The organism is Burkholderia sp. DN3021, from assembly GCF_049805555.1.
Taxonomy (GTDB): domain Bacteria; phylum Pseudomonadota; class Gammaproteobacteria; order Burkholderiales; family Burkholderiaceae; genus Burkholderia; species Burkholderia pyrrocinia_C.
In genome coordinates this window covers 144,697-170,833 of record NZ_JBNCAB010000004.1, presented here as the reverse complement: position 1 = coordinate 170,833, position 26,137 = coordinate 144,697, and the positions used below count along the sequence as shown (strand labels likewise).

25 protein-coding genes and 1 pseudogene are annotated in these 26,137 nt (G+C 66.5%); 13 read left to right on the top strand and 13 right to left on the bottom strand.

Annotation, left to right across the window (positions count from 1 at the left end):
- Window positions 1-38: 38 nt before the first annotated feature.
- On the bottom strand, window positions 39-650 hold the full coding sequence (locus ACPUER_RS04190; RefSeq protein WP_175959868.1) for a helix-turn-helix domain-containing protein: 612 nt from the start codon (window positions 648-650) through the stop codon (window positions 39-41).
- Between the two features lie 161 nt (window positions 651-811).
- On the opposite strand from ACPUER_RS04190, the gene ACPUER_RS04185 reads away from it, so the two are divergent.
- Complete coding sequence (locus tag ACPUER_RS04185) at window positions 812-2,011, top strand: glycine C-acetyltransferase (RefSeq protein WP_175959867.1); 1,200 nt, start codon at window positions 812-814, stop codon at window positions 2,009-2,011.
- Between the two features lie 13 nt (window positions 2,012-2,024).
- Window positions 2,025-3,053: an L-threonine 3-dehydrogenase gene (gene tdh / locus ACPUER_RS04180; RefSeq protein ID WP_047902093.1), complete on the top strand. Its 1,029-nt coding sequence runs from the start codon at window positions 2,025-2,027 to the stop codon at window positions 3,051-3,053.
- 383 nt (window positions 3,054-3,436) lie between these two features.
- Here the strand turns inward: tdh and ACPUER_RS04175 are convergent, their stop codons facing one another.
- Together ACPUER_RS04175 and ACPUER_RS04170 are read right to left on the bottom strand one after the other, a co-directional pair.
- Window positions 3,437-3,853, bottom strand: a complete 417-nt coding sequence (locus ACPUER_RS04175) for a hypothetical protein (RefSeq protein ID WP_175959866.1) — start codon at window positions 3,851-3,853, stop codon at window positions 3,437-3,439.
- Complete coding sequence (locus ACPUER_RS04170) at window positions 3,850-4,488, bottom strand: GNAT family N-acetyltransferase (protein ID WP_425130426.1); 639 nt, start codon at window positions 4,486-4,488, stop codon at window positions 3,850-3,852. The genes ACPUER_RS04175 and ACPUER_RS04170 overlap by 4 nt, the downstream gene beginning before the upstream one ends.
- Before the next feature lie 193 nt (window positions 4,489-4,681).
- On the opposite strand from ACPUER_RS04170, the gene ACPUER_RS04165 reads away from it, so the two are divergent.
- Window positions 4,682-5,287 carry a TetR/AcrR family transcriptional regulator gene (locus ACPUER_RS04165; RefSeq protein WP_072444980.1) on the top strand — a complete coding sequence of 202 codons (606 nt, stop codon included), beginning with the start codon at window positions 4,682-4,684 and terminating at the stop codon, window positions 5,285-5,287.
- A gap of 65 nt (window positions 5,288-5,352) precedes the next feature.
- Entirely contained in the window at window positions 5,353-5,832 is a 480-nt protein-coding gene (locus ACPUER_RS04160; RefSeq protein ID WP_175959864.1) for a DUF1348 family protein, read from the top strand.
- Window positions 5,833-6,327: 495 nt separating this feature from the next.
- Here ACPUER_RS04160 and ACPUER_RS04155 read toward each other — a convergent pair whose 3' ends face one another.
- Entirely contained in the window at window positions 6,328-7,413 is a 1,086-nt protein-coding gene (locus ACPUER_RS04155) for a tartrate dehydrogenase (RefSeq protein ID WP_425130425.1), read from the bottom strand.
- A gap of 116 nt (window positions 7,414-7,529) precedes the next feature.
- Here ACPUER_RS04155 and ACPUER_RS04150 point away from each other — a divergent pair, with 116 nt between their 5' ends.
- Window positions 7,530-8,453, top strand: a complete 924-nt coding sequence (locus tag ACPUER_RS04150; RefSeq protein WP_425130424.1) for a LysR substrate-binding domain-containing protein — start codon at window positions 7,530-7,532, stop codon at window positions 8,451-8,453.
- A 110-nt stretch (window positions 8,454-8,563) separates the two neighbouring features.
- On the opposite strand, the gene argC is transcribed toward ACPUER_RS04150, so the two are convergent.
- Complete coding sequence (argC, locus tag ACPUER_RS04145; protein ID WP_425130423.1) at window positions 8,564-9,502, bottom strand: N-acetyl-gamma-glutamyl-phosphate reductase; 939 nt, start codon at window positions 9,500-9,502, stop codon at window positions 8,564-8,566.
- Window positions 9,503-9,622: 120 nt separating this feature from the next.
- On the opposite strand from argC, the gene ACPUER_RS04140 reads away from it, so the two are divergent.
- Window positions 9,623-10,507, top strand: a complete 885-nt coding sequence (locus tag ACPUER_RS04140) for a LysR family transcriptional regulator (protein WP_175959860.1) — start codon at window positions 9,623-9,625, stop codon at window positions 10,505-10,507.
- Between the two features lie 40 nt (window positions 10,508-10,547).
- Here ACPUER_RS04140 and ACPUER_RS04135 read toward each other — a convergent pair whose 3' ends face one another.
- A complete protein-coding gene (locus tag ACPUER_RS04135; RefSeq protein ID WP_425130422.1) occupies window positions 10,548-11,012 on the bottom strand; it encodes a signal peptide protein in 465 nt (154 codons plus the stop codon).
- Between the two features lie 67 nt (window positions 11,013-11,079).
- Window positions 11,080-12,294 carry a patatin-like phospholipase family protein gene (locus ACPUER_RS04130; RefSeq protein WP_175959858.1) on the bottom strand — a complete coding sequence of 405 codons (1,215 nt, stop codon included), beginning with the start codon at window positions 12,292-12,294 and terminating at the stop codon, window positions 11,080-11,082.
- A gap of 86 nt (window positions 12,295-12,380) precedes the next feature.
- Between ACPUER_RS04130 and ACPUER_RS04125 the strand changes: the two are divergent.
- Window positions 12,381-12,509, top strand: a pseudogene (locus tag ACPUER_RS04125) (RNA-guided endonuclease InsQ/TnpB family protein); the annotation flags it as partial.
- A gap of 61 nt (window positions 12,510-12,570) precedes the next feature.
- On the opposite strand, the gene ACPUER_RS04120 reads toward ACPUER_RS04125, so the two are convergent.
- Window positions 12,571-13,356: a 3-hydroxybutyrate dehydrogenase gene (locus ACPUER_RS04120; protein ID WP_105391308.1), complete on the bottom strand. Its 786-nt coding sequence runs from the start codon at window positions 13,354-13,356 to the stop codon at window positions 12,571-12,573.
- 50 nt (window positions 13,357-13,406) lie between these two features.
- Window positions 13,407-14,147, bottom strand: coding sequence for an acetoacetate decarboxylase (locus tag ACPUER_RS04115; RefSeq protein ID WP_166955753.1), 741 nt, complete (start codon window positions 14,145-14,147; stop codon window positions 13,407-13,409).
- Between the two features lie 392 nt (window positions 14,148-14,539).
- Between ACPUER_RS04115 and ACPUER_RS04110 the strand changes: the two genes are divergently transcribed.
- Window positions 14,540-15,121, top strand: coding sequence for an undecaprenyl-diphosphatase (locus ACPUER_RS04110; protein ID WP_425130437.1), 582 nt, complete (start codon window positions 14,540-14,542; stop codon window positions 15,119-15,121).
- Between the two features lie 26 nt (window positions 15,122-15,147).
- Here ACPUER_RS04110 and ACPUER_RS04105 read toward each other — a convergent pair whose 3' ends face one another.
- The 4 genes from ACPUER_RS04105 to ACPUER_RS04090 all read right to left on the bottom strand — a co-directional run bounded on the left by ACPUER_RS04105 (window position 15,148) and on the right by ACPUER_RS04090 (window position 17,759).
- On the bottom strand, window positions 15,148-15,381 hold the full coding sequence (locus tag ACPUER_RS04105) for a hypothetical protein (protein WP_034181811.1): 234 nt from the start codon (window positions 15,379-15,381) through the stop codon (window positions 15,148-15,150).
- 205 nt (window positions 15,382-15,586) lie between these two features.
- Window positions 15,587-16,408 carry a siderophore-interacting protein gene (locus ACPUER_RS04100; protein WP_175959855.1) on the bottom strand — a complete coding sequence of 274 codons (822 nt, stop codon included), beginning with the start codon at window positions 16,406-16,408 and terminating at the stop codon, window positions 15,587-15,589.
- A 37-nt stretch (window positions 16,409-16,445) separates the two neighbouring features.
- The gene (locus ACPUER_RS04095) at window positions 16,446-17,156 is read right to left on the bottom strand and encodes a PadR family transcriptional regulator (protein WP_175959854.1); all 711 of its coding nucleotides are present in this window, start codon (window positions 17,154-17,156) and stop codon (window positions 16,446-16,448) included.
- A 360-nt stretch (window positions 17,157-17,516) separates the two neighbouring features.
- Entirely contained in the window at window positions 17,517-17,759 is a 243-nt protein-coding gene (locus tag ACPUER_RS04090; RefSeq protein WP_425130421.1) for a hypothetical protein, read from the bottom strand.
- Window positions 17,760-17,974: 215 nt separating this feature from the next.
- Here ACPUER_RS04090 and ACPUER_RS04085 point away from each other — a divergent pair, with 215 nt between their 5' ends.
- From ACPUER_RS04085 to ACPUER_RS04065, 5 genes are all read left to right on the top strand, one after another.
- Complete coding sequence (locus ACPUER_RS04085) at window positions 17,975-18,976, top strand: FHA domain-containing protein (protein ID WP_425130420.1); 1,002 nt, start codon at window positions 17,975-17,977, stop codon at window positions 18,974-18,976.
- A complete protein-coding gene (locus ACPUER_RS04080; RefSeq protein WP_425130419.1) occupies window positions 18,973-23,022 on the top strand; it encodes a TOMM system kinase/cyclase fusion protein in 4,050 nt (1,349 codons plus the stop codon). Before ACPUER_RS04085 ends, ACPUER_RS04080 begins: the two co-directional genes overlap by 4 nt.
- 33 nt (window positions 23,023-23,055) lie before the next feature.
- Window positions 23,056-23,400: a BMA_0021/BMA_0022 family TOMM bacteriocin gene (locus ACPUER_RS04075; protein ID WP_175959851.1), complete on the top strand. Its 345-nt coding sequence runs from the start codon at window positions 23,056-23,058 to the stop codon at window positions 23,398-23,400.
- A 16-nt stretch (window positions 23,401-23,416) separates the two neighbouring features.
- The gene (locus tag ACPUER_RS04070) at window positions 23,417-23,779 is read left to right on the top strand and encodes a BMA_0021/BMA_0022 family TOMM bacteriocin (protein ID WP_425130418.1); all 363 of its coding nucleotides are present in this window, start codon (window positions 23,417-23,419) and stop codon (window positions 23,777-23,779) included.
- Window positions 23,780-23,870: 91 nt separating this feature from the next.
- A complete protein-coding gene (locus tag ACPUER_RS04065; RefSeq protein ID WP_425130417.1) occupies window positions 23,871-26,108 on the top strand; it encodes a TOMM precursor leader peptide-binding protein in 2,238 nt (745 codons plus the stop codon).
- Window positions 26,109-26,137 lie beyond the last annotated feature (29 nt).

Genomic DNA, 26,137 nt, shown 5'->3' with positions numbered 1-26,137 from the left:
CTTTCCGCAACTGGCTCTTTGGCCAGCTATACGCGCCGTCAGCGATGGATCACGATTAGCAGTGCCCGCGCGTCGGCCTTGCCCGGATTGCGGATCGCGTGCGGCTCGTCGGCCGGGTAGCGCGCGGTGTCGCCGGCCTTCAGGCGTCGGCTGGCCGATGCGGCCTCGATTTCCATCGCGCCCTGCAGCACGGTGAGGTGCTCGCGCGTGCCGGGTTCGTGCGCGTTCGATACGAGTGCGCCGCCGCCCGGCAGCGTCAGCTCGTACCACTCGAACTTGCCGGCGAGATCGATCGGGCCCCACACACGCAACTGGTACCGGCCGTCGTGCCCGGCGAGCGTTGGAATGTCGTGCGGGCCGTCTACACGGATCGTCTCCGGCGCCTTCGGCTGCGAGAACAGCTCGTCGAGCGTGATGCCGAGCGCGTTGGTCAGCCGCCAGGCGACGGCGATCGTCGGGTTGGCCTTGTCGCGCTCGATCTCGGAGAGCATCGATTTCGATACGCCGGCCGCGCGCGACAGGTCGTCGAGCGTCAGCTTGCGCTCGTTGCGCAATCGCTGGATCTGCTCGCCGACACGCGGCGGCGTGGCGGCCGGCGGCTGCGATGCGGCGCCGGCAGGCGGGCGCCGCGATCCGGAGGAACTTGCCATTTGGATTCCGTTCGCTTAGAGTTGTTCGGTATTTCGAATTCTAGTTCGGAATATCGGATAAATGCGGTCAACCGAACGACCGACTATAACAGTAGCAGGCCGTTGCGCCGCCGCCACGAGCGGCGCGCCGCGGAATGCGAATCCCTGTCAGGAGCTTTGCGATGCGTGATGCCTTTCTCGCCCAGGTGCGCGGGACGCTCGACCAGATCCGCGCGGACGGTTTTTACAAGACCGAGCGCGAGATCGCGAGTCCCCAGGCGGCGGCCGTGCGGCTTGCCGGCGGTGCCGGCGTGCTCAATTTCTGCGCGAACAACTATCTGGGTCTGGCGAACGATCCGCGCCTGATCGACGCGGCGAAAGCCGGCCTCGACCAGGACGGCTTCGGCATGGCATCGGTGCGCTTCATCTGCGGCACGCAAACCGTGCACAAGCAACTGGAAAGCGCGCTGGCCGCGTTTCTCGGCACCGAGGACAGCATCCTCTATTCGAGCTGTTTCGATGCGAACGGCGGGCTGTTCGAGACGCTGCTCGACGAGAACGACGCGGTGATCAGCGACGAGCTGAACCACGCGAGCATCATCGACGGCATCCGCCTGTGCAAGGCGAAGCGCTTCCGCTACCGGAACAACGACCTGTCCGATCTCGAGGCGAAGCTCAAGGAAGCCGATGCGGCGGGCGCGCGCCACAAGCTGATCGCGACCGACGGCGTGTTCTCGATGGACGGCATCATCGCCGACCTGAAAGGCATCTGCGATCTCGCCGATCGTTACGGCGCGCTCGTGATGGTCGACGATTCCCACGCGGTCGGCTTCATCGGCGCGCACGGCCGCGGCACGCCCGAGCATTGCGGCGTCGAAGGCCGCGTCGACATCATCACGGGCACGCTCGGCAAGGCGCTCGGCGGCGCATCGGGCGGCTACGTCGCCGCGCGCCGCGAGGTCGTCGAACTGCTGCGCCAGCGCTCGCGTCCGTACCTGTTCTCGAACACGCTCACGCCGAGCATCGCCGCGGCATCGCTGAAGGTGCTGGAGCTGCTCGGCAGCGACGAAGGCGCGAAGCTGCGCGAGCGCGTGCGCGAGAACGGCGTGCGGTTCCGCGAGCAGATGACCGAAGCGGGCTTCACGCTCGTGCCCGGCGCGCATCCGATCATCCCGGTGATGCTTGGCGACGCACAGCTCGCGACGAACATGGCCGACCAGCTGCTCGGCGAAGGCGTCTACGTGATCGGCTTCTCGTTCCCCGTCGTGCCGCGCGGCCGCGCACGCATCCGCACGCAGATGAGCGCCGCGCATACGCCCGAACAGATCGACCAGGCGGTTGCCGCGTTCGTGCGCGTCGGCAAGTCGCTCGGCATCGTCTGACGGAGGCGCGACCATGAAAGCACTGGCAAAGCTCGAGCGCGGCCCCGGCCTCACGCTTACGCGCGTGAAGCGCCCCGAAGTCGGCCACAACGACGTGCTGATCAAGATCCGCCGCACGGCGATCTGCGGCACCGACATCCATATCTGGAAGTGGGACGACTGGGCGCAGAAGACGATTCCCGTGCCGATGCACGTCGGTCACGAATATGTCGGCGAGATCGTCGAGATGGGGCAGGAAGTGCGCGGTTTCGCGATCGGCGATCGCGTGTCCGGCGAAGGCCACATCACGTGCGGCTTCTGCCGCAACTGTCGCGCGGGGCGCCGGCATCTGTGCCGCAACACGGTCGGCGTCGGCGTGAACCGCGAAGGCGCGTTCGCCGAGTATCTGGCGATTCCGGCGTTCAACGCGTTCAAGATTCCGCCCGAGATCTCCGACGATCTCGCGTCGATCTTCGATCCGTTCGGCAACGCGACGCACACGGCGCTGTCGTTCAACCTCGTCGGCGAGGATGTACTGATCACCGGCGCGGGCCCGATCGGCATCATGGCCGTCGCGATCGCGAAGCACGTCGGCGCGCGCAACGTCGTCATTACCGACATCAACGACTACCGGCTGGAACTCGCGCGCAAGATGGGCGCGACGCGCGCGGTCAACGTCGCACGCGAGTCGCTGCGCGACGTGATGGCCGACCTGCACATGACCGAAGGCTTCGACGTCGGCCTCGAGATGTCGGGCGTGCCGAGCGCGTTCACGAGCATGCTCGAGGCGATGAACCACGGCGGCAAGGTTGCGCTGCTCGGCATCCCGCCCGCGCAGACGGCGATCGACTGGAACCAGGTGATCTTCAAGGGGCTCGAGATCAAGGGCATCTATGGCCGCGAGATGTTCGAGACCTGGTACAAGATGGTCGCGATGCTGCAGAGCGGCCTCGACCTGTCGCCGATCATCACGCATCGCTTTGCGGCCGACGATTACGAGAAAGGCTTCGCCGCGATGCTGTCCGGCGAAAGCGGCAAGGTGATTCTCGACTGGACGGCCTGAGTGCCGAAGGGGCAGCGCGGCTCGTTCGCCGCCTGCCCCGCTTTCGTTTGCACGTGTGTCGTCGAGATCGGAACGCGCGAATCCGGGCTTGAGGTGAGGTTATTCGGGAGCTGTGTTTGCGCATCGAATCGCGACGCGATCGCACATCGGTGAATCGCAATCGCGCGTTCGCTTCACCTGTCAGTCCCCGCCTCGCTTCACCCCATCACGCCATTCGGCGCCTGTTCTTCTTCCGCACGCCTTCCTGCTTCGCTTGTTGAGCGATTGTTCCCTACGCACCGCATGCAATGCCGTGCCGAACCGGGACGTCAACCGTGAGTCGGTGAACCTCGTTACGACTCACTCATACGCAACGCAATCTGCATCGAGCGGTGCGCGGACCGCTACTTGCGCTGTTCACCCGTCACCCATCGCGGTTCGAGCTGGAGATGCAACACGACGAGCCAGCGCTTCGGGCACTGCTGCGCAACGTCGATCAGATCGCCGGGCGTGCCGGAAACCGTGACGAACCCGTGCTGCGCTGCATACCGACAGGCGCGCGACGCATCGGCTTGCAGCCAGAAGCTGACGAGCGCACAGGTCACGAAGCGGAACAGCAGCAACGTCGCGATTTCGGGCGCGAAACCGGCCGCGACGAGCAGGCCTTCGAACGCGAACGTCAGCGCATGCGCGGCCGCGATCGTGACGATCGTCAGCTTCATCACGCCGCGCATCCGCAGCGCCGCACGTACGCGTGCCTGCCGGACAGCGAGCTGTGCACGATCGCCATCGCCATCATGCTTCTGCACTTCGTGTTTCATGACGCCGCCCCGGCTTGCCGCGCAACGTCGATCCGCGCCGTGTCGCAGGCACGCATGCGGTCGTCCGCGACGCCGACGGATTTGCACAGGATCGCGCTGTCGTAGTTGTGTCCCGGAAAACGCATCACGTCGACCGGTTGAAATCCTTCGCGACGATAGAAATCGATGAGCCGGACCGCTGCGTACGGCGCGTCGAGCGCGAGGTGCGTCGCGCCGCACGCGGCCGCCCGCCGTTGCGCGAACGCGAGCAGCGAGCGGCCGATGCCGCGTTGCTGCCAGACGGGATCGACGGCCAGCTGGCCGAGCGTTGCGACGTGCCGGCTGCGATACGGGTCGCAGCGCGAATCGGGATCGTGCGAATGCATCGTCATCGTCGCGACCAGATGCGCGTTGCCGAGCGCGACGAAACACTCGCCGGTGAGCACGCGTTCGCGTGTCGCCGATGCCGGCTGATCGACGCACGGGCAGTTGAAGCCCAGCGCGCCGAGCGGCGCGAACGCGCGATGCAGCAGCGCGGTCAGCGCGTCGTACGAATCGCTGCGCGGATCGAAGCGCCGCACGACGACGCGGCCGTCGAGCCGCTTGGCATAAGCCGCATAAGCGCGCGCGGGGCGCGCGGATTCCGGTCGCTGCATGATGTCCTTTCGCCCAGACAGGGTGACCGAAGTGTAGTGAGCGTCACGCATCCGCTTCAAGAAAAAATGTCGTAAACGCGGCGGGCCGCGTCGCGCGGCGGCCGCGCGGCCAGGCCGCGATTCAGCCCTTTCGCCGATATGGCCATTTCACGCAGGAGTTGACGACGGAGAACGATCGTTCTACCGTAAACGCATGAACACACGACACGACACTTCCGGCGAACCGGGCGTTCGCGACCGGCTGCTCGATGCGGCCGAAGCGCTGATCTATTCGGGCGGCATCCACGCAACGGGTGTCGACGCGATCGTGAAGCGGTCCGGCGCGGCACGAAAGAGCTTTTATTCGCAGTTCGAATCGAAAGAGGCGCTGGTGGTCGCCGCGCTCGAACGCCGCGACGAGCGCTGGATGCGCTGGTTCGTCGATGCAACCCATGCGCGCGGCAACGCGCCGCGCGCGCAGTTGCTCGGCATGTTCGACGTGCTGCGCGACTGGTTCGGGCAGCCCGACTTTCATGGCTGCGCTTTCCTGAACGCATCGGGCGAGATTCCCGATGCCGACGATCCCGTGCGCGTCGTCGCGCGTATGCACAAGGCGCGCCTGCTGGCATTCGTGCGCGAGCGGTTCGACGCGTATGCCGACGCAACGGGAATCGAGCGCCGCGGGCTCGCGCGCCTTGCGCGTCAGTGGCTCGTGCTGATCGACGGCGCGATCGGCGTGGCGCTCGTCAGCGGCGATGCCAACGCCGCGCGCGATGCGCGCGCGACGGCCGAACTGCTGCTCGACACCGTTTCGCGGTAGTCGATGCAGCGAATCCGAACCGGCCGCGGGTGTCCGCGGCCAGAACCCTGAACAGGAGCAAATCCATGTCCGCTTCTCCCGAAGTCCGTCCGCCCGTTCCGCCCTTTACGCTCGAATCGGCACGCCAGAAGGTGCGTGCCGCCGAGGATGCGTGGAACACGCGCGATCCGCAGCGCGTGTCGCTCGCCTACACGCCGCAAAGCCGATGGCGCAATCGCGCGGAATTCGTGACCGGCCGCGACGAGATCGTCGGGCTGCTGCAGCGGAAATGGACGCGCGAGCTCGACTACCGGTTGATCAAGGAGCTGTGGGCGTTCGGCGGCAATCGCATCGCGGTGCGCTTTGCGTACGAATGGCATGACGACGCTGGCAACTGGTTCCGCTCGTACGGCAACGAAAACTGGGAGTTCGACGAAAACGGCTTGATGGCGCATCGTCACGCGAGCATCAACGACCTGCCGATTCGCGAGGCGGACCGTCTCTATCACTGGCCGCTCGGCCGCCGTCCGGACGATCATCCGGGGTTGTCCGATCTCGGGCTGTGAAGTTCTCGACGCGCCTGTTCAGCGGATCGGCGAACGCATCATCTGAGTCCGATGGTGAGGAAATTCGGGAGCCGATGCGCTGAAGGTGAGATTTTTCGGGATCACGTGACATGTCGCGTCGAACTGTGTGCTTCGCGCAGAACGATGCGGCATCCCCCCGCGCAAAACGGACATGTCGCTCACGGCGATGTCGCCTGATGCGCGTATCGACGCGCAACGGTGTGCATCACGACGGGATGCATCTCACCGATCGAACAGTTTCGACAGTGGTTGGCGATCGGTGTGCGTGAACATGATGTGCCACTCACCGATCGAACCGATTTCGACGACAGACACTGCAAGCAGTGCGCGCTGCGGTGTGCCGTTGCTCACCGCTCGAATTCACCGCGCACGCATCGGAACCTGCACGGGTGCGCAGCGGCATCGTATGTTGCTCACCGCAAGTTGATTCATGCAGTCGTTTCCAGGCGCGATCGCTCGCGCCGGGCCCGACCGTCAGCCTGCGATCCGTGCGGCGATCGCCTCGCCCACTTCCTGCGTCCCCGCGCTGCCGCCGAGATCGCGCGTATGCGGCCCGGCGCGCAGTACGTCCTCGATCGCGGCGACGATCGCGTCGTGCGCTTCGCGTTCGCGGCCCGCACCGTTGCCGAGGAAGTCGAGCATCATCGCCGCCGACCAGATCATCGCGACCGGATTTGCGATGTACTGCCCCGCGATGTCGGGCGCGGAACCGTGCACGGGTTCGAACAGCGACGGAAACGTGCGGTCCGGGTTGAGGTTCGCCGACGGCGCGATGCCGATCGTGCCCGTACAGGCCGGCCCGAGATCCGACAGGATGTCGCCGAATAGGTTCGATGCGACGACGACGTCGAAGCGGTTCGGCTGCAGCACGAAGCGCGCGCACAGGATGTCGATGTGCTGCTTGTCGACGGCGATTTCGGGATAGCGTTCGGCCATCTCGGCCGCGCGCGCGTCCCACCACGGCATGCTGATCGCGATGCCATTGCTCTTCGTCGCGACGGTGAGACGCTTCGCGCGCCGCTGCGCGAGCTCGAACGCGAATTTCAGCACGCGCTCGGTGCCGTGACGCGTGAAGATCGACTGCTGCATCACGACTTCGCGGTCGGTGCCTTCGAACATCGTGCCGCCGACCGACGAATATTCGCCCTCGGTGTTCTCGCGCACGATCATGAAATCGATGTCGCCCGGGCGGCGGCCGGCGAGCGGCGACGGTACGCCGTCGAACAGGCGCGCGGGCCGCAGGTTGATGTACTGGTCGAACTCGCGGCGGAATTTCAGCAGCGAGCCCCACAGCGAAATGTGATCGGGCACCGTTGCGGGCCAGCCGACCGCGCCGAACAGGATCGCGTCCATGCCCGACAGTTGCGCCTTCCAGTCGTCCGGCATCATCTGGCCGTACTGCGCATAGTAGTCGCAGCTCGCCCAGTCGATCTGCACGAAATCGAAGCGGATGCCGAAGCGCGCGGTCACGGCGTCGAGCGCGCGCAGGCCCTCGGGCATCACTTCACGGCCGATGCCGTCGCCGGGGATCACGGCAATTCTGTAAGTCCTGTCGGTCATGCAAAGCTCCTTGGCTGGTCGGCCTGCTGCCGGGGATGCAGTGGCACGTCACGCCATTTTATTTATTTCCATTCGGATTAAAATCGCACGAAAGGTTAATCGACTTTCCACGAATCGTGAATAAATCACCGAACCTCGACGATCTGCGCGTGTTCGGCCTGGTCGTCCGTCTGACGAGCTTCAGCGCGGCCGCCGAGCAGCTCGCGGTGTCGCCCGCCTATGTCAGCAAGCGCATCGCGCTGCTCGAGGCGCAGCTCGGCACGCGCCTGCTGCATCGGTCGACGCGCCGCGTGACGGTCACGGAGGCCGGCGAACGCGTGTTCGCGCGCGCCGAGAAGATTCTCGACGACGTCGATCATCTCGTCGAGGACGTGTCGACGACGCGCACCGTGCCACGCGGCACGCTGCGCATTTCGAGCAGCTTCGGCTTCGGCCGGCACGTCGTCGCGCCGGCGCTGCTCGACTTCTCGGCACGCTATCCGCAACTGAACGTGCGGCTCGATCTGTTCGACCGGCTCGTCGACGTCGCGGGCGAAGGCTATGACCTCGACGTGCGCATCGGCGACGAGATCTCCGATCACCTGATCGCGCGCCGCCTCGCCGCGAACTACCGCGTGCTGTGCGCGTCGCCCGACTATCTCGCACGACGCGGCACGCCGCGTTCGCTCGCGGATCTCACGTCGCACGACTGTCTCGCGATCAAGGAGCGCGATCACCCGTTCGGGGTGTGGCGGCTGAACGTGCGCGGTGAAACGGCCACGGTGAAGGTCGGCGGCGCACTGTCGACGAACCACGGCGAGGTGGCCGTGCAATGGGCGCTGGCCGGGCGCGGGATCGTGTTGCGCTCGATCTGGGAAGCCGGGCCGCTGATCGAACGCGGCGCGTTGTGCCGCGTGCTGCCGGACGCGATCCAGCCCGCGAACATCTGGGCGGTTTATCCGGAACGCGTCGCGGCATCGGCGAAAGTGCGCGTGTGCGTGGATTTTCTGGTGGAGACGCTGGCCGGCCTGAATGCCGCAGCGGGTGACGATGCGGCCTGAATTCGGCTAAAGGTGAGCTTTTACGGGGGGCGTGCGCAGGCGCCGACGCATCGCCGCACGCGACGCTGATCGGCCTGCCGCGCAGGCCTTCGACGGTGCCCGCGGGAGACTCACGCCGCGCTCGACGCACCGAGCATCAGGTCGAGATTCTGCACGGCTGCGCCGGATGCTCCTTTGCCGAGATTGTCGAACACGGCGGACAGGAGCACCTGACCGTGATCGGCATTGACGAACACGCCGAGCCGCAGGTCATTGGTGCCGTTCAGCGCTTGCGGATCGAGATGCGTGATCGCGCGCGCGTCCGCGAGCGGCGTGACGTCGACGTGACGCGTGCTGGCGTAGTGGTGAGCGAGACACGCATGCAGCTGCTCACCGGTCACGCCGGCCGGGAGCAGGCGCGGCTCGATCGGCACGGTCAGCACGATGCCTTGCCGATAGGCGCCGTAAGCCGGCACGAACAGCGGCCGGTGCGCGAGACCGGCATGCTGCTGGATTTCGGGCACGTGCTTGTGCGCGAGTGCGAGGCCATAGACCTGCAGCGGCTTCGTGTGCGCGGCGCCGTCCGATTCGAATGCGTCGATGGCGGTTCGCCCGCCGCCCGAGTAACCGGAGACGGCATGGATGCTCACCGGGTAGTCGCGCGGCAGCAGGCCGGCCTGTTGCAGCGGCCGCAGCAGGCCGATCGCGCCCGTCGGGTAGCAGCCCGGATTGGTGACGCGCCGCGCATGCGCAATCTTCCGCGCATGTCCGTCGGCCATCTCGGGAAAGCCGTAGACCCATTCCGGCTGCGTGCGATGGGCCGAACTCGCATCGATCACGCGTACCTCGGGATTCCGGATGAAGCCGACCGCTTCGCGCGCGGCCGCGTCGGGCAGGCACAGAATCGCGATGTCGGCTGCGTTGATCGCTTCAGCGCGCCGCACGGGATCCTTGCGCTCGGCATCCGGCAGCGTGACGAGCCGCAAGTCGGTGCGCTCGCGCAGCCGCTCGTGAATCTGCAATCCGGTCGTGCCTTGATCGCCGTCGATATAGACAATGGGGAAGCCCATGATGGTCGCGTTCCTTGCGCTCGGTCGTCAGGAAAACCGTATCGTCCATCGAACGCCTAGAATAGGAAAAGTTGAATTTACTGACCATCTGATTCAGCATTTCTGAACGAGAGGTGTGTGATGCGCGAGATCAGTCTGGACCGCCTGCGCACGCTGGTCGCGATCGCGGACCAGGGATCCTTTGTGGCGGCGGCGCAATTGCTTCATCTCGCGCCGCCGACCGTCAGTCTTCATGTCGCCGAGCTGGAAAGCCGCGTCGGCGCGCCGCTGCTGTCCCGCACGCGCGGAAACGTGCGGCCGTCGGCTATCGGCGAAGTGCTGGTGGAGCGGGCGCGCAGTCTGCTGGCCGAGGTCGAATCCACGCTGGACGACGTGCAGCGACAGGTGCAGGGGTTGACCGGACGGGTGCGCCTCGGCGCATCGACCGGGGCGATCGCGCACCTGTTGCCGCAGGCAGTGGCGCGGCTGCGCGAACAGCATCCGGACATCGACGTCCAGATCGCGGTGCTCACGTCGCACGACACGCTGGCACGCGTTGCGCAGGGCACGCTCGACGTCGGGCTGGTCGCGTTGCCGCAGGCGCCGGTCGCGGGGCTGTCGATCCGCGCATGGCGGCGCGATCCGGTGATGGCCTTCCTGCCCGCGGACTGGCGGCTTCCGGCTCGCGTGACACCGGCCTATCTGGCCGCGCGTCCGCTGATTCTCAACGATGCGACCACACGCCTGTCGCGGCTCACGACGGAATGGTTTGCGCTCGGCGGCCATCGGCCCGAGCCGCGGATCGAACTCAACTACAACGATGCGATCAAGAGCCTGGTCGCCGCAGGTTATGGCGCGACGCTACTCCCGCACGAGGCCGGAGCGCCGCTGCCGGATGCGCGCATCGTCATGCGCGCGCTGCGACCGGCGTTGTGGCGGGAACTGGGGATCGCCCATCGGGCGGGACCGGTCGAGCGGGCGACGCAGCACGTGCTCGATGCGCTGTGGGCGCTCGGCGCGCGATAGCGGATCGTGGCACGGCTGCCCGTGCGGGCGGCCCGCGCGTTCAGAGCCGGTTGTCCTTCGCCAGCGTCAGCACACGCGCCCAGCGCTGGGCATCGCGCTTGTCCGTCATCGGCAGCTTCCATTCGCTGCGCACCGCGTCGCGCACGCGCACGACGAGATGCCAGCGGCCGCCGATCGGCGCGACCTGGCAGACTTCGAGCTGCGACAGCGTATAACGACCGTCCGCACCGTCGTGCGACAGCCACAGCAGCCCTTGCGTCGCGGACAGGCGCAACTCGCCCCACGCGCGATGCACGATATGCGTCCAGCCTTCTTCCCTGGTGTTCGGAGCGAAGTCGCGGCGGCGCTTGAGCCACCACGCGGCCAGCGCGATCAGGACCGCGGCGGCGAGCACGGCGGCCGCGATCGCGACCGGCTGGCCGAACTGCGCGGCGATGACGTGAAACAGGCGAACCGCGCCCCATCCAATAGCGATGAGCGCGAACAGTGCGATAAAAATCGGCATGTCGAATCGGAGATCGGAGAAGAGGACGGACCGGCGCATGCATCGCACCGATCCGTCGCACACGGCGTCACCGGCGACGGTGAATGTCGTGCGTCACGAAGCCCGCGTCGTTGTTGGGCAGCGCGAGGCCGTCCTTCACCGCGAGCGTCTTGCGGATGTCGTCGAGGCCCGCGGACCAGTGGTCGCGCATCGTCGACAGACCGAACTGATAGTCCTTGTAGTGATGCTCGTACGCCTTCTGCTGATAGATCAGGTGCTGGATGTTGTACTTCTTCCCGCTCGACATCGCGTCGGCTTCGACGCACCACGGGTCGCTCTTGCGCTGCTCTTCCGGCACCTGCTCGAGTACGTGGCGCAGCACGTTGCGGTAGCGCTGTTCGCGCTGCAGCGTATCGGTGACGAAACGCGTGCGGCTCGAATACTGCACGTCCTTCGTACGTTCGGCGACGTCGGCCATCGTGCGCGGCAGCGGCCCGCGCGCGCTCCACAGATCGACCTGGAACGCGAGCGTGTCGCGGCGCGGCCGTGCGCGGAGCACTTCCATCAGCGGCGTGTTCGACACGACACCGCCGTCCCAGTAATACTCGCCGTCGATCTCGACCGGCGGGAACGCGGGCGGCAGCGCGCCGGACGCCATGAAATGCTCGGGCGCGAGACGGATGCGCGAGTTGTCGAAGTACACGAAGTTGCCGGTGCCGACATTGACCGCGCCAACCGATATGCGCGTCTCGCCCGAATTGATCCGGTCGAAGTCGCATAGCTTCAGCAGCGTCGTGCGCAGCGCCGACGTGTCGTACCAGCTGATCTTTTCCGGATGGTCGGATACGCCCGGCAGCGGCGGCGGGAAGCGCGGCGAGAAGAAGCCCTGCTGGCCCTGCATCATCGCGCTTGCAGCCTGCGACGCGGTGAAGAACGTGCGGATCTGGTCGATGCTGTTGAACAGCGCAAATTCGAACGCGGCCGGAATCGCCGGAAAGAACGCCGGCTGGCAGATCGTTTCCCAGAACTCGCGCAGCCGCTCGACGCGATGCTCGGGCGCATTGCCGGCGATCAGCGCGGTGTTGAGCGCGCCGATCGAGATGCCCGCGATCCAGTCGAGCGGAATGCCCGCCTCGTGCAGCCCTTCGAACACGCCGGCCTGATACGCGCCGAGCGCGCCGCCGCCCTGCAGGACGAGCGCGATCGTTTCGTACGGCAATGACCGCGCAGCGGTCGGCGCGCCGGCTTCGTGCAGATCCGTCTCATCGACGGCCTGCTTTTCTGTACGGGCATGCGGTTTCATCAGTTGCTCCGAGAAATCCCGCCATCGATGGCGGAGAGGAAAGGAATGACGTCGACAGACGGCATTCCATCGTTAGAATGACCAGCATGATCCTTGTCTACCGCTATCGCGTGAAGTCGCTCAACGGACTCCTGAACAAGCAGAGCCGTGCGGTGAACTACGTCTGGAACTTCTGCAACGACACATGGAAGCACACGCTCAAGCGGAACAGGAAGTCCCGATGCGGACGTGCATCGCCAGGTGTGGGAATCGCCTCCCTTTAGGGAGGCGAGGACGTTACTGCATGAACCAGCCGTGGCTGACGATGAACGACTGGCCGGTGAGCGCGGCGCTCGGGAACGCCGACAGGAACAGCACCGTCTGCGCGACGTCCTGCACCGTCGTGAACACGCCGTCTACCGTGTTGCCGAGCATCACCTTCTTCACCACTTCCTCTTCGCTGATCCCGAGCTCCTTCGCCTGCTCCGGAATCTGCTTGTCGACCAGCGGCGTGCGCACGAAGCCCGGGCACACGACGTGCGAGCGCACGTTGTGCTTCGCGCCTTCCTTCGCGAGCACGCGTGCGAGGCCGAGCAGGCCGTGCTTGGCCGTCACGTATGCCGACTTCAGCGGCGACGCTTCGTGCGAGTGCACCGAACCCATGTAGATCACGACGCCGCCGCGATCGTCCTTGTACATGTGCTTGAGCGCGGCCTTCGTCGTCAGGAATGCGCCGTCGACGTGGATCGCCTGCATCTTCTTCCAGTCGGAGAACGCGTAGTTCTCGATCGGGTTGACGATCTGGATGCCCGCGTTCGACACGAGGATGTCGACCGAGCCGAACGTTTCGGCGACCTTGTCGATGCCGCTGTTCACGGCTTCCTCGTTCGTCACGTCCATCGCAACGCCGATCGCCTTGCCGCCTGCCTTGTTGATCTCGTCGGCGACCGCATTGGCGCCGTCCTGGTTCAGGTCGGCGATCGCGACAGCCGCGCCCGCTTTCGCGAGTTCCAGCGCGATTTCCTTGCCGATGCCGCTTGCGGCGCCCGTGACGACTGCGGTCTTGCCATTCAGGTTGCTCATTTCGAATTCCCGTGGTGAAAGGATTGACAGGGAGAAGGACTGCGGACGTGTTACTGAGCCAGGTAATCGTAGACGACTTCGCCGAGACCGAGTGTCAAATCTGCGACGAGATGCCGGGCTTCGACGATCTCGAGCACGGGCAGGTCGGCCACCGGCGCGAGCGCGTGCGGCGCCAGCTCGAGCGATGCGGGGCCCGTCCACGCGCCCTTCATCTTGATGTCCTGCATGTAGTAGCGCACCAGTTCGCACACGCGCGCGGTGCCGTCGACGTGCGGAATGATCTTCAGCAGGAAATTGGGGCCGGCGAGACGCTTCGTCTGCTCGTCGATGTCGAGTTCCTTGTGCTTGTAGCCCATCGTGCCGGTCGCGACGCGCACCTTGCCGTAGTCGAGCGTGCCGAGGAGGTGATCGGTGTTCACGTGCAGGGTGGGCGACGCGAGCTTCTTCGGGAAGCCCCACAGCTCGCGGCCGCCGGCGATCGGCGGGTGATCGTCGAGATACATCGCGAGCGTGTAGCCGCCCGGCTGGCCGTCGTATTCGACGGGAATCACCTGGCCGCTTTCGGTGTAGTCGCCGAAACCGGTCGAATCGGCCATGCGGATGAATTCGTAATGCACGAGCGGCTCGGTGACCTGCAGCGGCTCGGGGACAATTTCGCGGAGACGGTCTGGATCGGTGCGATACGTGATGATCAGAAACTCACGGTCGACGAAACGGTACGGGCCCATCGGGAAGGCAGGGCTGGTCAACGGCATCGCAAACGCTTTCGATCGGACATCGCTGGGTTTCATGCGGACTCCTTGTTGTTGATCGCTTCGTGGATGAGTGCTCGTAATCGTATGCCTGTGCGTTGCCGTTGTGCGATGCCGCATTTGGAATTAATTGTTGCCGATTTCGACGGATTTACCGCGCAAATATTGAGACGAACGACGCAAACGGCCTGAATGGCGCCCGGCGCCCCGATGCTCGCACGCGTCGATGACGCCACGATGTGAAAAAGGTGAGTCTTTACGGGATGTCAGGTGAGCCTTTCCGGGAGACGGTCGCGCGGGAATATGACAATTTCGTGAACTTGTATTGCGCTGCAGGCTCTAAGTGCGTTCGCCGCGGCGGTCGCGCCCTAGCATCGTTCGTGTCCGACCGGGCAACCGGTCGAATCTTTATGCCCTACGCAACCGGATTCATGCAGAACCTCAATCTCGCCCTCTTTTCCGCCATCAACGCCGGGCATGCGCCGCAGCCGGGTATGGCCCGCGTTGCGATCTTCGCCGCCGACTGGCTTGTCTATGCGCTGCCCGCGATGCTGCTGCTGACCTGGATCTTCGGCACGCGCCCGACGTGGCGCCAGGCGATCGAAGCCGGCGTCGGCGTATGCGCGGCGCTCGCGCTCGCGCAGCTGCTCGGACATTTCTGGTTCTCGCCGCGGCCGTTCATGGCCGGCGTCGGCGCGCAGCTGATTCCGCACGCGCCGGACAGCTCGTTTCCGAGCGATCACATGACGTTCGCATGGAGCATGGCGCTTGGCCTGATGCTCGGCGGCACGACCCGGCTCACCGGGTTCGTGATGGCCGCTATGGCCGCGGCGATTGCGTGGGGGCGTATCTATGCGGGCGTGCACTGGCCGTTCGACATGGCGGGCGGCGTGCTGGTCGGCACGGCCGGCGCGCTGGCTGCGCACCTCTACGGGCAACGTGTGACCGCGCTGCTCGAACGGTTCGGCGATTCGGTGCACGCGGCCGTGATGGGGCGCCGGCACGCGCCGTAAGCGGAAGGACGTCGGGCAGGAGGCCGTCAGCCGGGCGAGCCCGGCGTGTGGGCCGATTCGGCCGATGCGGACGGGCCGCCGCCCGCATCGTGCAGTTCGGGCGTATCGGCCGGATGCTGCGCGGCGTCGCGTTCAAGGGCGCTTTCCTTCAGGATTGCGCACATCGCGACGAACAGCGCGAGTACGACCGCGGCGAGGCCGCAATAGCCGGCGATCTTCAGGTTGCGAAGGAACGGCGAAGCGTGGCTTTCTTTTGTCATGACCGGGCGCTCCTGGACGGGCTGCGGCGGCTGTCGCGTGACAGCGGCGACGCAGACGTACATATATACCAGCCGCGATGCCGATGCCAAGCCCGTTGGTGCGCCGGCGCCACGGTCGCATCACCCGTTCGCCGGCCGGGTGCGCGTACGCCGGATGCCCGTATGCCGTATGCCCATATGCCCGTATGCCCGTATGCCCGTGGCGTCAATCTTCCAGCGTTTCGTGCACGGCCGCCGCGCCGCGCTTCCAGTAGGCCGCCGCGCGGATGCGCGACTTGTCGACGCCGCGCTCGCCGGTCAGGTGCTGGCGCACCGCGCGCATCGACAGCGCTTCGCCGGCCGCCCACACGTAGCCGTCGCCGGACGGCGGCAGCGGCAGGTCGCGAACCGCATTCAGCAGCACGTCGCCGTCCGCCGCGTCGGCTTCCGCGCGGAAGCGCCAGATTTCATGCACGTCGGCGCGCGTATCGAACGAAATCTGCGCGGTGCGGTCCGCGACTTCCAGCACGGCCACCGCGCGCGCGCCGGCCGGCAGTTCCTCGAGACGCCGTGCGACAGCCGGCAGCGCCGTATCGTCGCCGATCAGCAGGTGCCAGTCGAAACCGGTCGGGACGACGAACGAACCGCGCGGGCCGCCGATACCCAGCCATTGGCCGACGCGCGCCTGCGCTGCCCACTGCGACGCGGGGCCAGGATGGTTCAGCACGAATTCCAGATCCAGTTCGCACGCGGCATGGTCGAAGCGGCGCGGCGTGAAGTCGCGCGCGACCGGCTTCGGTTCGCCTTCGGGAAACTCGGGGCCGTTCGCGCCGAGCGTCGGCATCGCGGGCCGTTCGGCGCCGGGCGGCGGGAAAAATACCTTCACGTGATCGTCGAACGATGCGGATTCGAAATCCGCGAGATCGGGGCCGCCGAGCGTAACGCGCAGCAGATGCGGCGTCACGGCATGTACGCGCAGTACCTGCAGCAGGCGGAACTTGAGGGTATGGCGCACGCGGGTCACGGTGCGCTCGGATGTGTTCTGCATCAATCCGTTCTCCTGATGTTTGACGGGGCGGCGCGGATTACGCGCCGGTGCCGCCTTCGATTTCGGCTGTTGCGCGGCGCATGATTGCCGCGATGCGGCGCTGTTCGTCGGGGCCGGCGGCGCTCTTGTGCAGCAGCGCCCGCTTGAGCGCGACGCGCGCCTCGACGAACTCCGGCAGCCAGCCGGCCTGCGATTCGTCCTGAGCTTCGTTGCCCGCCGATTCCCCGGCGAACGCGCGGCGCATGAATTCCATCTTGCGTGCGAGGTGCGTGAGGCGCGCGAACAGCGTGTCGACGCGTTCGCGCTGTGCGTCGAGATGCGCGCGGCCGGCGTCGGTCAGCGCATAGCGCTTGCGATTGCCTTCCGCCTGCGATGCGACGAAGCCGACTTCCTCGAGATAGGTGAGCGCCGGATACACCATGCCGGGGCTCGGGCTGTAGAAACCGTTCGAACGCGTGTCGAGCGCCTTGATCAGCTCGTAGCCGTGGCTCGGTTGCTCGGCGACCAGCGCGAGCAGCAGCAGCTGGAGATCGTCGGACGTGAACTGGCGGCCGCGCGGCATGCCGTCGTCGCCGAAATCGCCAAAGCCGCCGCGCCCGCCACGGCCGCCGAACGGGCCGCCGCCGAACGGATCGTGGCCGCGACGGTGGCGACCGATCGCGTACCAGAGACCGGCGAACCAGTCAGGGCGGGCATGCGCACCATGACCGTCGCATCGGGCATGGCCGCGGGAGGGGGTGTGTCGCATGATCGTGTCCTGTATGTCGTAAAACATATCTAAAGATATATATCGAAAGATAGGGCGTCAAGAGGGATTTATTGGGGTTGGATGGAGGGCGTCCGCGTCCGTCTGCTTGCGATGAGAATTCCCGTCGATGCGTTCTCTCAATCTCTTTGGCGAGTCGATCCTGACGATCGGACCGGGGGCGCCATGTGCGCTTTCCCAGTCGTTGACGCAATCGATCATGAGACACAGCCGTGCCGACCCTCATTTGCCTGTCGATGACACCGCAAGACTTTCGCCGTTGATACATCGGCATGTCGCAATAAATGAAGTAATGCCGATTACCAAAACGCCAAAGGTTATTATTTAAATAACTGAAATGATTTAATTTATTTTCGGTTCATCAAACAAAATTTCCGCGGCGGCAAAGGTGTTTAAATCCGCCCCGTCATTCAATGTGATCTCATCCATGCGACGCACGTCGGCCATGGCTTGCGCGTCGATGAAGATTTTCGACCCTTTATTTGCAACCCGAAAATTCATCGAAAATTGTAAAGCATTGCAATATAAAACCCGTGATTGAGTATTCCGGTTGCGGCGCGTGATTTTATTTGGCAGGATTTTCAACAAGTTGCTCGATATTAAAACAACAAAACAGTCGACCATTCAATTGACCGAAATAACAGGTGCCGGATGAGCAACGATTCGAAAGGAAGCTGACGAGAAATCAGGTAACGAGGCGGCGAACAGTCGATATTGTTCGCGATCATTGAATCAATCGCTCGCCCGGCAGCGCCGATGCGTCACTCGAGCGATCCGGGCGAATCCGACGCGGGGCGACCATGGCGATACTCAAGAACGATTCATCCGGAGAAGCGTGCCTGCTCCGCGCCTATCACGTGTTCGGCCGCGATGCCGCGCGCTGCGACACGGTCATCCGGGACGCGTCGGTGTCCCGAGTCCATGCCCATATCCGCTGGATCGGCGGGCGGTGGGAGCTCCACGATCACAGCAGCAACGGCACGTCGGTTTCGGGCGTGCCGTTGCGCCACGGCGAGCACGTGGTGCTTCAGCCAGGCGACGTAATCCGGTTCGGCAGGGCGGGTATCGCGCCATGGCGCGTCGATGCGCTCGACGATCCGGCCGATACGCTGTGGCCGATACGAGGCGCCGCGCATCCGATCGTGCTCGCGCCGCGCCAGATCCTGGCCACACGCGCCGCGCAGCCGGTCACGATCGTCCGGTCGCCGGCCGGCGAATGGCTGTGCGACGATACGTTGCCGCCGCGCGCGCTTCATGACGGCGATGAAGTATCGACCGGCGACGTCACGTGGCGCCTGGCGGTCGTGCGCAACGGCTCGACAATGATGCTCGCCGCGCCCGCGGATCCGGCCGCGCCGGCGCAATTGCTCGAATTCTTCGTCAGCCGCGACGAAGAGCACGTGCGCATGCTGTTGCATGTCCGCGGCGGCGTGGTCGACCTCGGCGAGCGCGCCCATCACTACAGTCTCGTCACGCTCGCCCGGGCGCGCGCGGCCGACATGCAGGCCGGCTACGACGCCGCCACGCAAGGCTGGATCGAACTCGACCGGCTGGCGCGCATGCTCGGCATCGACACGTCCCATGTCAACGTGCAGATTCACCGCGCCCGGAGCCAGTTTGCGGCCCTGCCGGGGCTGGACGCGAGCCAGCTCGTCGAGCGCCGGCGCGGCAGCGTCCGGTTCGGCGAGTTTCCGTTCCGCGTCATGCGCGGCGAGCATCTCGAATGCCAGTCGGTGCCGGCCGCCCTGCCGCGTATCGGCGTGCATCGTCCGGCGCCCGACCCGGTCGCCCATTACTCGTGAGCACGGGAGAACCGGCCGTGTTGCCGACCGTGTCCCGCGCGCCCGTCGTGCCGGAAGCACTTGAACCCCGGCAACCCCGCCAGAGCGCCGCGCCTTTCGCGGAACTTGCCGGCAAGTGGCATTACCGGCTCGGCTCACTGCTCGGCGAAGGCGGCAATGGCGTGGTGTTTCGCGCGACCTGCGGCGAGACGGGGCAGGACGTCGCGATCAAGCTGATGCGGGACGACGCCGCGCGTACCGCGACGGAGCGCGCGCGCCAGCGTGTGCGCTTTCAGCGCGAGACGAGCCTGTGCGAAGCGCTGCGGCACCCGAACATCGTGGCGTTGCTGGACAAGGGGGTAGCGCCCGACGGCCGGCTGTTCGCCGTATTCGAGCTGGTACAGGGCCGGACCTTGCGCGATCGGCTCGCGGCTCAGGGGCCGCTGTCGGCCGTCGACACGGGCCGGCTGATGACGGAGGTGCTCGACGCGCTCGCGGCCGCGCATCGGCGGGGCATCGTGCATCGGGACCTGAAGCCGCAGAACATCGCGATCACGATGGCCGACGACGGGCCGCACGCGAAGCTTCTCGATTTCGGCATCGGCGCGTTGCTGCCCGGCACGGAGGACATCGCGCGTCAGACTTCGACGCTGGCGACCGAGGTGCTCGGCTCGCCGCCCTACTGCGCGCCCGAGCAATTGCGCAACGAGCCGCCGACGCCCAGGAGCGATTTGTATGCGTGGGGCCTGATCGTGATCGAATGCCTGACGGGCGATGTCGTCATGCACGGCGCGAGCGTGGCCGACATTCTCTATCAGCAGCTCAGCCCGGTGGATGTCGCGCTCCCTCGGTCGATCGCGTCGCATCCGCTCGGCTCGGTATTGCGGCGTGCGCTGAGCAAGAATCCGGAACAGCGCGCCGCGTCGGCCGACGAACTCGCAGAGCCGTTTCGCGCGCTCAACTTCGCCGCGCTCGTCGGCCAGTTCGATGCCGGCCGCGCAAGCGGGCAGACGCGTCCGCGCCCGTTCGCGCCGCGCAGCGAGACGATCGCAACGGTGGGCGAGTACCGTCAGATCACCACGCTGTGCTGTTGCGTGACGATCTCCGGAGAGGGGCTGCGGCGCCATGCCGGAACCGATCACGGCGACTTGCTCGACGGCTACGAGGAGCAATGGCTGACGAAGTGCGCCGACATCGCCGTCGGTTATGGCGCGCAGGTCGACGGACGGCTCGGCGACACGCTGCTGTTCCATTTCGGCCTGCACGGCGACATCACCCGGCCGGCGCCCCGCCCGGCCCCCGCGGCGCTCGACATGGTGCGGGTGGCCGAGCGCGCACGGCTGCCGGCGTCGGTAGCGGCCGGCGGCGAAGGCTGGCGCGTCGAAGTGGCCGCCGCGATTCACGTCGGGCAGGTTCTCGCTCATGCGTCGCGCATGTCGGGCATCTCGACGCCCGCCGCGGCGGCGCGGCTGCTGCGGCTTGCCGGGCCCGGGCAGATCCTGATCAGCGACGATGCGCGGCTTGCGCTCGAACGGCATGCCGACTATCGGCCGACCTCGTTGCGGCTGGCGCGGGCGGGCCTCGTGCCGCAGCCGGTTCATGAATTGCTCGGCGAGCGTCGCGCCGATACGCCGTTCGATTCGCTCGACGCCGGCATGCGGGCGCCGATGGTCGGCCGCACGCGCGAACTCGACGCGCTGTTGCGCGCGTGGCGGGAGACGCTCGCGCGGCATCGTCGCGTGATGCGCGGCGAGCCTGCGCCGCACGGTGTGCCGCGGCTCGTCGTCGGCGACGCGGGAATCGGCAAGTCGCGCCTCGTGCACGAGTTGTGCGAGGCTGTCCGGATTCAGGGCCACGCCTTCGCGCATTGCGGGTGCCTGCCCGAGCGGGAGAATCATGCGCTGTTTCCGATCCTGCGATTCATCGGCGCGCATTGGCATATCGACGCCGACAGCCCGGCCGGTCCCGCGCTCGCGGCGATCGACGCCATGATCGCGCCGCTCGAATGCGATCACGCGGCGGCCCGTGTCGCGCTCGCGACCTGGCTGGGGCTGCCCTGCGATGCGAAGGGGTTCCTGTGGTCGAGTGCGCGCGAACAGCACGCGCTGTTCGACGTCCTCGGGCAACTGATCGTGTCGCTCGGCAACGGCGCGCCGGTACTGCTCGTTGTCGAGGACGTCCAGTGGATCGATCGCTCGACCGAGGACTTTCTTGCGTACCTGCAGCGCTCGCCGCACGCGGCGGCGCTCGGCATCGTGTTTACGTCACGCCCCGACAAGCTCGGGCGCTGGCGCGGCACGACCGAACGCGTGGTGCTGCGCCGCCTTCCGCGCGACGACGCGCAGCGCCTGATGTCGGCGTGTCTGGGCCGGGGCGTGCTCGATCCAGCCTGGCTCGATCAGCTCGCCCAGCGCACGGCGGGCATCCCGCTGTTCATCGAGGCCGTCGCGCGCGAGTTGATGATGAACGGCGCGGACGGCGCGGACGGCGCGCTCGCGGGGCTGCGGGCAACGGATCCTTATCCGCTTCCGCTCAGCCTGGGCGGCATGCTCGGTCTTGTGTTCGACCGGATCGACGACGCGCGCGACACCGCGCAGCTCGCCGCGACCATCGGGCTCGAGGTGGATGCGCAATTGCTCGCCGACGCATCGCCGCACGATCGCGTCACGCTCGACGCGCATCTGCGGCTGCTGCTCGAAGAGCGGATCGTGTACGCGCAACATCGGCGCGATCGCGTGTTCTATTCGTTCCGCCACGCGTTGATTCGCGATGCGGCCTATGAATCGATGCCGCCCGCCGTGCGGCGCGGCAACCACGCCCGCGTCGGCCGCGCGCTGGTCGCGCAAGCCGACCGCGGCGCCGGTGCGCATGCGTTCGGCGTCGCCGGGCACTTCGCGCGCGCGGGTGCCTTCGCCGACGCGATCGCCCACGGCATCGACGCGGCGCGCCGCGCACTCGAACGTTCCCGGTACGACGACGCGATCCGCTACGGGCAGGCCGTGTTCGACTGGCTCGGCAACGCCGACTACGCGCACCGCGAGCACGACAGCGCGCGCATCCGCGCCACGTTGACGCACGCGATGATGGCGCGGCTCGGCTGGGCGGATCCGCAGGTGCGCGAGCATGCGGAGCAACTGTTGCGGCAGATGCAGACGCTCGACGACCCGGAGCTCGAGATCAGCGCGCTATGGACGCTGTCGACCTACTACCACGTCGCCGGCGATCGTCCCACCGTGCGCGGGATCGGCATGCGGCTCGACGCGCTCGCGACCGAGCGCGGCGATGCCGGCGTCCAGGTCGCGGCGGACGCGATGCGCGGCATGAGCCTGTGGGTCGACGGCGACTATGCGCGCGCCCGCGCCGCGTTCGACGCGGTGCTGGCCGGCTACGACGTGCGGCGCGACGCGGATCATCGGCGCATCCTGGGGCTCGATACGCGCGCGTGGACGATGGCGTCGCTCGCGAGCGTGCGCTGGTGCATGGACGACGATCCGCAAGCCGCGCTCGCGATGGCGCGCGACGCGGTGTATTGCGCGACCTGCCTCGATCATCTGCCGACGCTCGGCGTCACGATGATGTACCTCGCGCGCACGCACCAGCTGGCGGGCGATCGAGACGCGGCCCGAACGCTGTCGGAAGCGATTCTCCGTCTGTCGGACGTGCATCGGCTGCGCGCGGTCGAGCACTACGCCGCGATCATTCATGCGTGGGCGCAAGGGAGTCGTGCGGGCATCATCGCGCATCTCGATGCGCAGCGGCGGTCGGGCGGCCTGCTCGGCCTGACCTACTATGCGTCGCTGCTTGCCGAGCTGGACGCCGGGCGCGGCGATTACCACGCCGCGCTCGCGCAGATCGAGCAGTGTCTCGCATGGTGCGAGTCGACCGGAGAACGGTATTACGAAGCACAGCTGCTGCTGAAGAAGTCCGAGTACTTGCGCCAGGCCGATCCGCGATGCGGCGGCGTGGCCGCGCTGGCCGCGTGCCGGCGTGCATGCGAAGTCGCAGCAACGGCGGGCATGGGCCGCATTGCCAGGCTCGCCGAAGCGATGTTGCAGTCGTTGCCGTAAGTGGTTCCATTCGTCAATCAGGAGAACATACCGATGAGCAAGGATCTTCGATTACCGACGTACGAACAGTTTCTCGAATACCGGGCAACCGTCATCCGGGCGATCGCCCTCGCGTGGCATTCCCCGGCGTTTCTCGACGAACTCGAGGCCGATCCGGTCCACGCGTTGCGCGAGCATTTCGACTATCACTTTCCGTTCAGCCTCGACCTGAAGGTGCAGACCAAATCGTCGGCCTGGACACCGGGCGTCAACGGCGACTGGACGGGCGGCCGGAAAAACAAGCTCACCCTGTTTCTGCCGCCCGCACCGGCGGACGAGGCGCAATTCGCGCAGGCGCTGGCCGCGTACAACGCGAACCACATCACCATCATGGAATGACCTCGGGGAAACCGACATGGCAAAGGACAACGCTAATCCGACGCTCGAATCGATGCTGGAGTTTCAGAAGGTCTATCTGCGTGCGATCGCGCTTTCGTGGCGGAACCCGGAGTTCAAGGGCGAGCTGCTGGAGAAGCCGCTGGAGACGCTCGCGAAATACTTCGGTTACCAGTGCCCGTGGATCATCGACATCGAGGTCGTCAAAACGGGCGGCGATCATGGCTGGACGAGCCACGGAAACGGCAGCGGTAGCTGGAACCTGCCGCGCAACGTGATGACGGTCGGCATACCGGAGCAACCGACGAACCTGGACGAAGAGGCCGTCGCGCTCGCGGCCTACTGCGACGCCGGGCCGAGCTACCTGTTCACCTGCTGCTGACCTGCCGCGGCCGAGCCGCGCACCGTCGCGTGCCCCGGGCCGGCTGTCCGGGGCACGCGATGTTTTTTTACCCGCCGCACGGAACCCGACGATGCTTGATGACCTTTCGCGCGTGTTGCGCTTCAAACCGCATTTGCTCGTGCTCGATGCGGGCCCCGAGACGCTGTTCGTCGTCGACGAATTCAAACGCGCGATGCTGTCCGGTGCGATCTTCGTTCAGATCGCCGCCTGTTTGCGGGCGCGGATGTCGATCGCCGAGATCGTGACATCGCTTGGCGGCACGTTCGGAGAATGGGACGTGCTCGCGCGGCTCGATCATCTGGTGCGCCGCGGGTACGTACGCGCCGACGCGCCGCACGACGACGATGCGGCGCGTGGTTTCTTCGAGCGCGCCGGACTCGACGGCGACGCGGCTTGTGCGCGCGTCGCTCAACTGCGCGTCGCAGTCGAGGCGTTCGGCGCCGACGATGCGGCGCTCAGGCGCGCGCTCGACACGGCCGGCATCGATGTCGTGCCGGACGCCGAATTGACCGTCGCGATCACCGATACGCACGACCGCGACGATCTCGCCGCGTGCGCCGCCCGCGCGGCGGCGCGCGGCGGCGCATTGCTCGTCGTGGCGGCCGGTGGCGTGCAGACGCTGATCGGGCCGTTGCTGGCCGGCCGCGGTGCGCTGGCCGACGCGCCGTGCATCGAATGCGTGCGCTACTGGATTCGCATCAACCGGCCTGTCGAGGCGCTGCTTGCGCGCCATCACGGCAGCGACGCGACGCGTCTGCCGCCGGCCGCCTCGCGTGCCGGGGCAGCAGCAGCGGCGGCGCTCGTGGCGGCGACGGTCGAGCAGATCGCGGTCAGCCGCACGGCATCGGAACGGCTGGAAACGCATATCGTGGCGCAGCGCACCGACACGTTGGCCGCCGAGCGGCACCGCGTGCTGAAGCGTCCGCAATGCCCGTGCTGCGGCAATTCCGCATGGATGCGCGAGCAGGCGGCGCGGGCGCCGCAACTCGCCGATCATGCGCCGCTGGCGCGCGCCGACGGCGGCTACCGTACCGCCGATCCGCAACAGGTGTTCGAGCGTTATGCCCATCTGATATCGCCGGTCAGCGGCGCGATCGCGTATCTGCACCCGATGCCGAAGCGACACGCGGGCCTGCGCAAGGTCTATGCGTCGGGTTTTCTCGTGTGCCCGGCCGCCGTACCGGGCAGCAACCGGTTCGACAGGATCTGCTCGGGCAAAGGCCGCACCGACGATCAGGCCCGCGTGAGCGCGCTATGCGAGGCGCTCGAACGATTCAGCAGCGTGTATCAAGGCGACGAGGCGACGTTGACGGGAAGCATGGAAAGCCTGCTCGCCGATCCGGCATGCGATGCCCTACCGATTCACGTGAACGATCTTCAGCAGTTCAGCGAACGGCAATTCGACGCGCGCGACGCGATCAACGCATTGACCCGCGATGTTCGAAAGCAGGTGCCGCCGCGTTTCACCGCGCGCGACGTCATCGACTGGACGCCGGCCTGGTCGCTCGTGACCGGCAAGCGCCATCTCGTGCCGCTGAGCTACTGCTATGCGGAAACGCCCGACAGTGCGCGGGTGCATGCCGCATGCGTGCACAATCCCAACGGCTGCGCGGCGGGATCGAACGTCGACGAGGCGATTTTGCAGGGCATGCTCGAATTGATCGAGCGCGATGCGGTCGCGATCTGGTGGTACAACCGGATCCCGCGCCCCGGCATCGATCTCGCGAGTTTCGACGATCCGTATTTCGATGCGCTCGTGCGCGAATACGCGACGTTCGGGTGGCGTTTGTGGGGGCTCGACATCACTACCGATCTCGGGGTGCCGACCGTGGCCGCTCTGGCGGAAAATCCGCAGGACGGGCGTTTCTCGATCGGCTTCGGCTGCCATCCGGACGGCCGAATCGCGGTGCAGCGCGCGCTGACCGAAGTCAACCAGTTGCTCGACGTCGCAGCGGAGGCGCCGCACCCGTGGGATCGCGACAAACTGTCGGCAACCGGATTTCTGTATCCGGCGAACGGCGTGCGCTGCACGACGCGCTCGACGTGGCGGCCGAGCGACGCTGAGTCGTTGCCGGCGGCGCTCGCGCATTGCGTCGGGCGCATCGCGGCGGCCGGCATGGACGTGCTCGTCGTCGACAAGACGCGGCCCGACATCGGCTTATCCGTGGTGCAGGTCATCGCGCCGGGGCTGTGCCATTTCTGGCCGCGTTTCGGCGCGCGACGGCTTTACTCGGTTCCGGTGGCACTGGGATGGCGCGCGCAGCCGTGCGGCGAACAGGAACTGAATCCGGCGCTGCTGTTTCTGTGACTTGACCGGTTGTCGTTTCATCGCGGCGG

Bases quoted from the DNA above. Each gene is read 5' to 3' on its own strand.
- ACPUER_RS04190 (WP_175959868.1), bottom strand. From the start codon at position 650: ATGGCAAGTTCCTCCGGATCGCGGCGCCCGCCTGCCGGCGCCGCATCG.
- ACPUER_RS04185 (WP_175959867.1), top strand. From the start codon at position 812: ATGCGTGATGCCTTTCTCGCCCAGGTGCGCGGGACGCTCGACCAGATC.
- tdh (WP_047902093.1), top strand. From the start codon at position 2,025: ATGAAAGCACTGGCAAAGCTCGAGCGCGGCCCCGGCCTCACGCTTACG.
- ACPUER_RS04175 (WP_175959866.1), bottom strand. From the start codon at position 3,853: ATGAAACACGAAGTGCAGAAGCATGATGGCGATGGCGATCGTGCACAG.
- ACPUER_RS04170 (WP_425130426.1), bottom strand. From the start codon at position 4,488: ATGCAGCGACCGGAATCCGCGCGCCCCGCGCGCGCTTATGCGGCTTAT.
- ACPUER_RS04165 (WP_072444980.1), top strand. From the start codon at position 4,682: ATGAACACACGACACGACACTTCCGGCGAACCGGGCGTTCGCGACCGG.
- ACPUER_RS04160 (WP_175959864.1), top strand. From the start codon at position 5,353: ATGTCCGCTTCTCCCGAAGTCCGTCCGCCCGTTCCGCCCTTTACGCTC.
- ACPUER_RS04155 (WP_425130425.1), bottom strand. From the start codon at position 7,413: ATGACCGACAGGACTTACAGAATTGCCGTGATCCCCGGCGACGGCATC.
- argC (WP_425130423.1), bottom strand. From the start codon at position 9,502: ATGGGCTTCCCCATTGTCTATATCGACGGCGATCAAGGCACGACCGGA.
- ACPUER_RS04140 (WP_175959860.1), top strand. From the start codon at position 9,623: ATGCGCGAGATCAGTCTGGACCGCCTGCGCACGCTGGTCGCGATCGCG.
- ACPUER_RS04135 (WP_425130422.1), bottom strand. From the start codon at position 11,012: ATGCCGATTTTTATCGCACTGTTCGCGCTCATCGCTATTGGATGGGGC.
- ACPUER_RS04130 (WP_175959858.1), bottom strand. From the start codon at position 12,294: ATGAAACCGCATGCCCGTACAGAAAAGCAGGCCGTCGATGAGACGGAT.
- ACPUER_RS04120 (WP_105391308.1), bottom strand. From the start codon at position 13,356: ATGAGCAACCTGAATGGCAAGACCGCAGTCGTCACGGGCGCCGCAAGC.
- ACPUER_RS04115 (WP_166955753.1), bottom strand. From the start codon at position 14,147: ATGAAACCCAGCGATGTCCGATCGAAAGCGTTTGCGATGCCGTTGACC.
- ACPUER_RS04110 (WP_425130437.1), top strand. From the start codon at position 14,540: ATGCAGAACCTCAATCTCGCCCTCTTTTCCGCCATCAACGCCGGGCAT.
- ACPUER_RS04105 (WP_034181811.1), bottom strand. From the start codon at position 15,381: ATGACAAAAGAAAGCCACGCTTCGCCGTTCCTTCGCAACCTGAAGATC.
- ACPUER_RS04100 (WP_175959855.1), bottom strand. From the start codon at position 16,408: ATGCAGAACACATCCGAGCGCACCGTGACCCGCGTGCGCCATACCCTC.
- ACPUER_RS04095 (WP_175959854.1), bottom strand. From the start codon at position 17,156: ATGCGACACACCCCCTCCCGCGGCCATGCCCGATGCGACGGTCATGGT.
- ACPUER_RS04085 (WP_425130420.1), top strand. From the start codon at position 17,975: ATGGCGATACTCAAGAACGATTCATCCGGAGAAGCGTGCCTGCTCCGC.
- ACPUER_RS04075 (WP_175959851.1), top strand. From the start codon at position 23,056: ATGAGCAAGGATCTTCGATTACCGACGTACGAACAGTTTCTCGAATAC.
- ACPUER_RS04070 (WP_425130418.1), top strand. From the start codon at position 23,417: ATGGCAAAGGACAACGCTAATCCGACGCTCGAATCGATGCTGGAGTTT.
- ACPUER_RS04065 (WP_425130417.1), top strand. From the start codon at position 23,871: ATGCTTGATGACCTTTCGCGCGTGTTGCGCTTCAAACCGCATTTGCTC.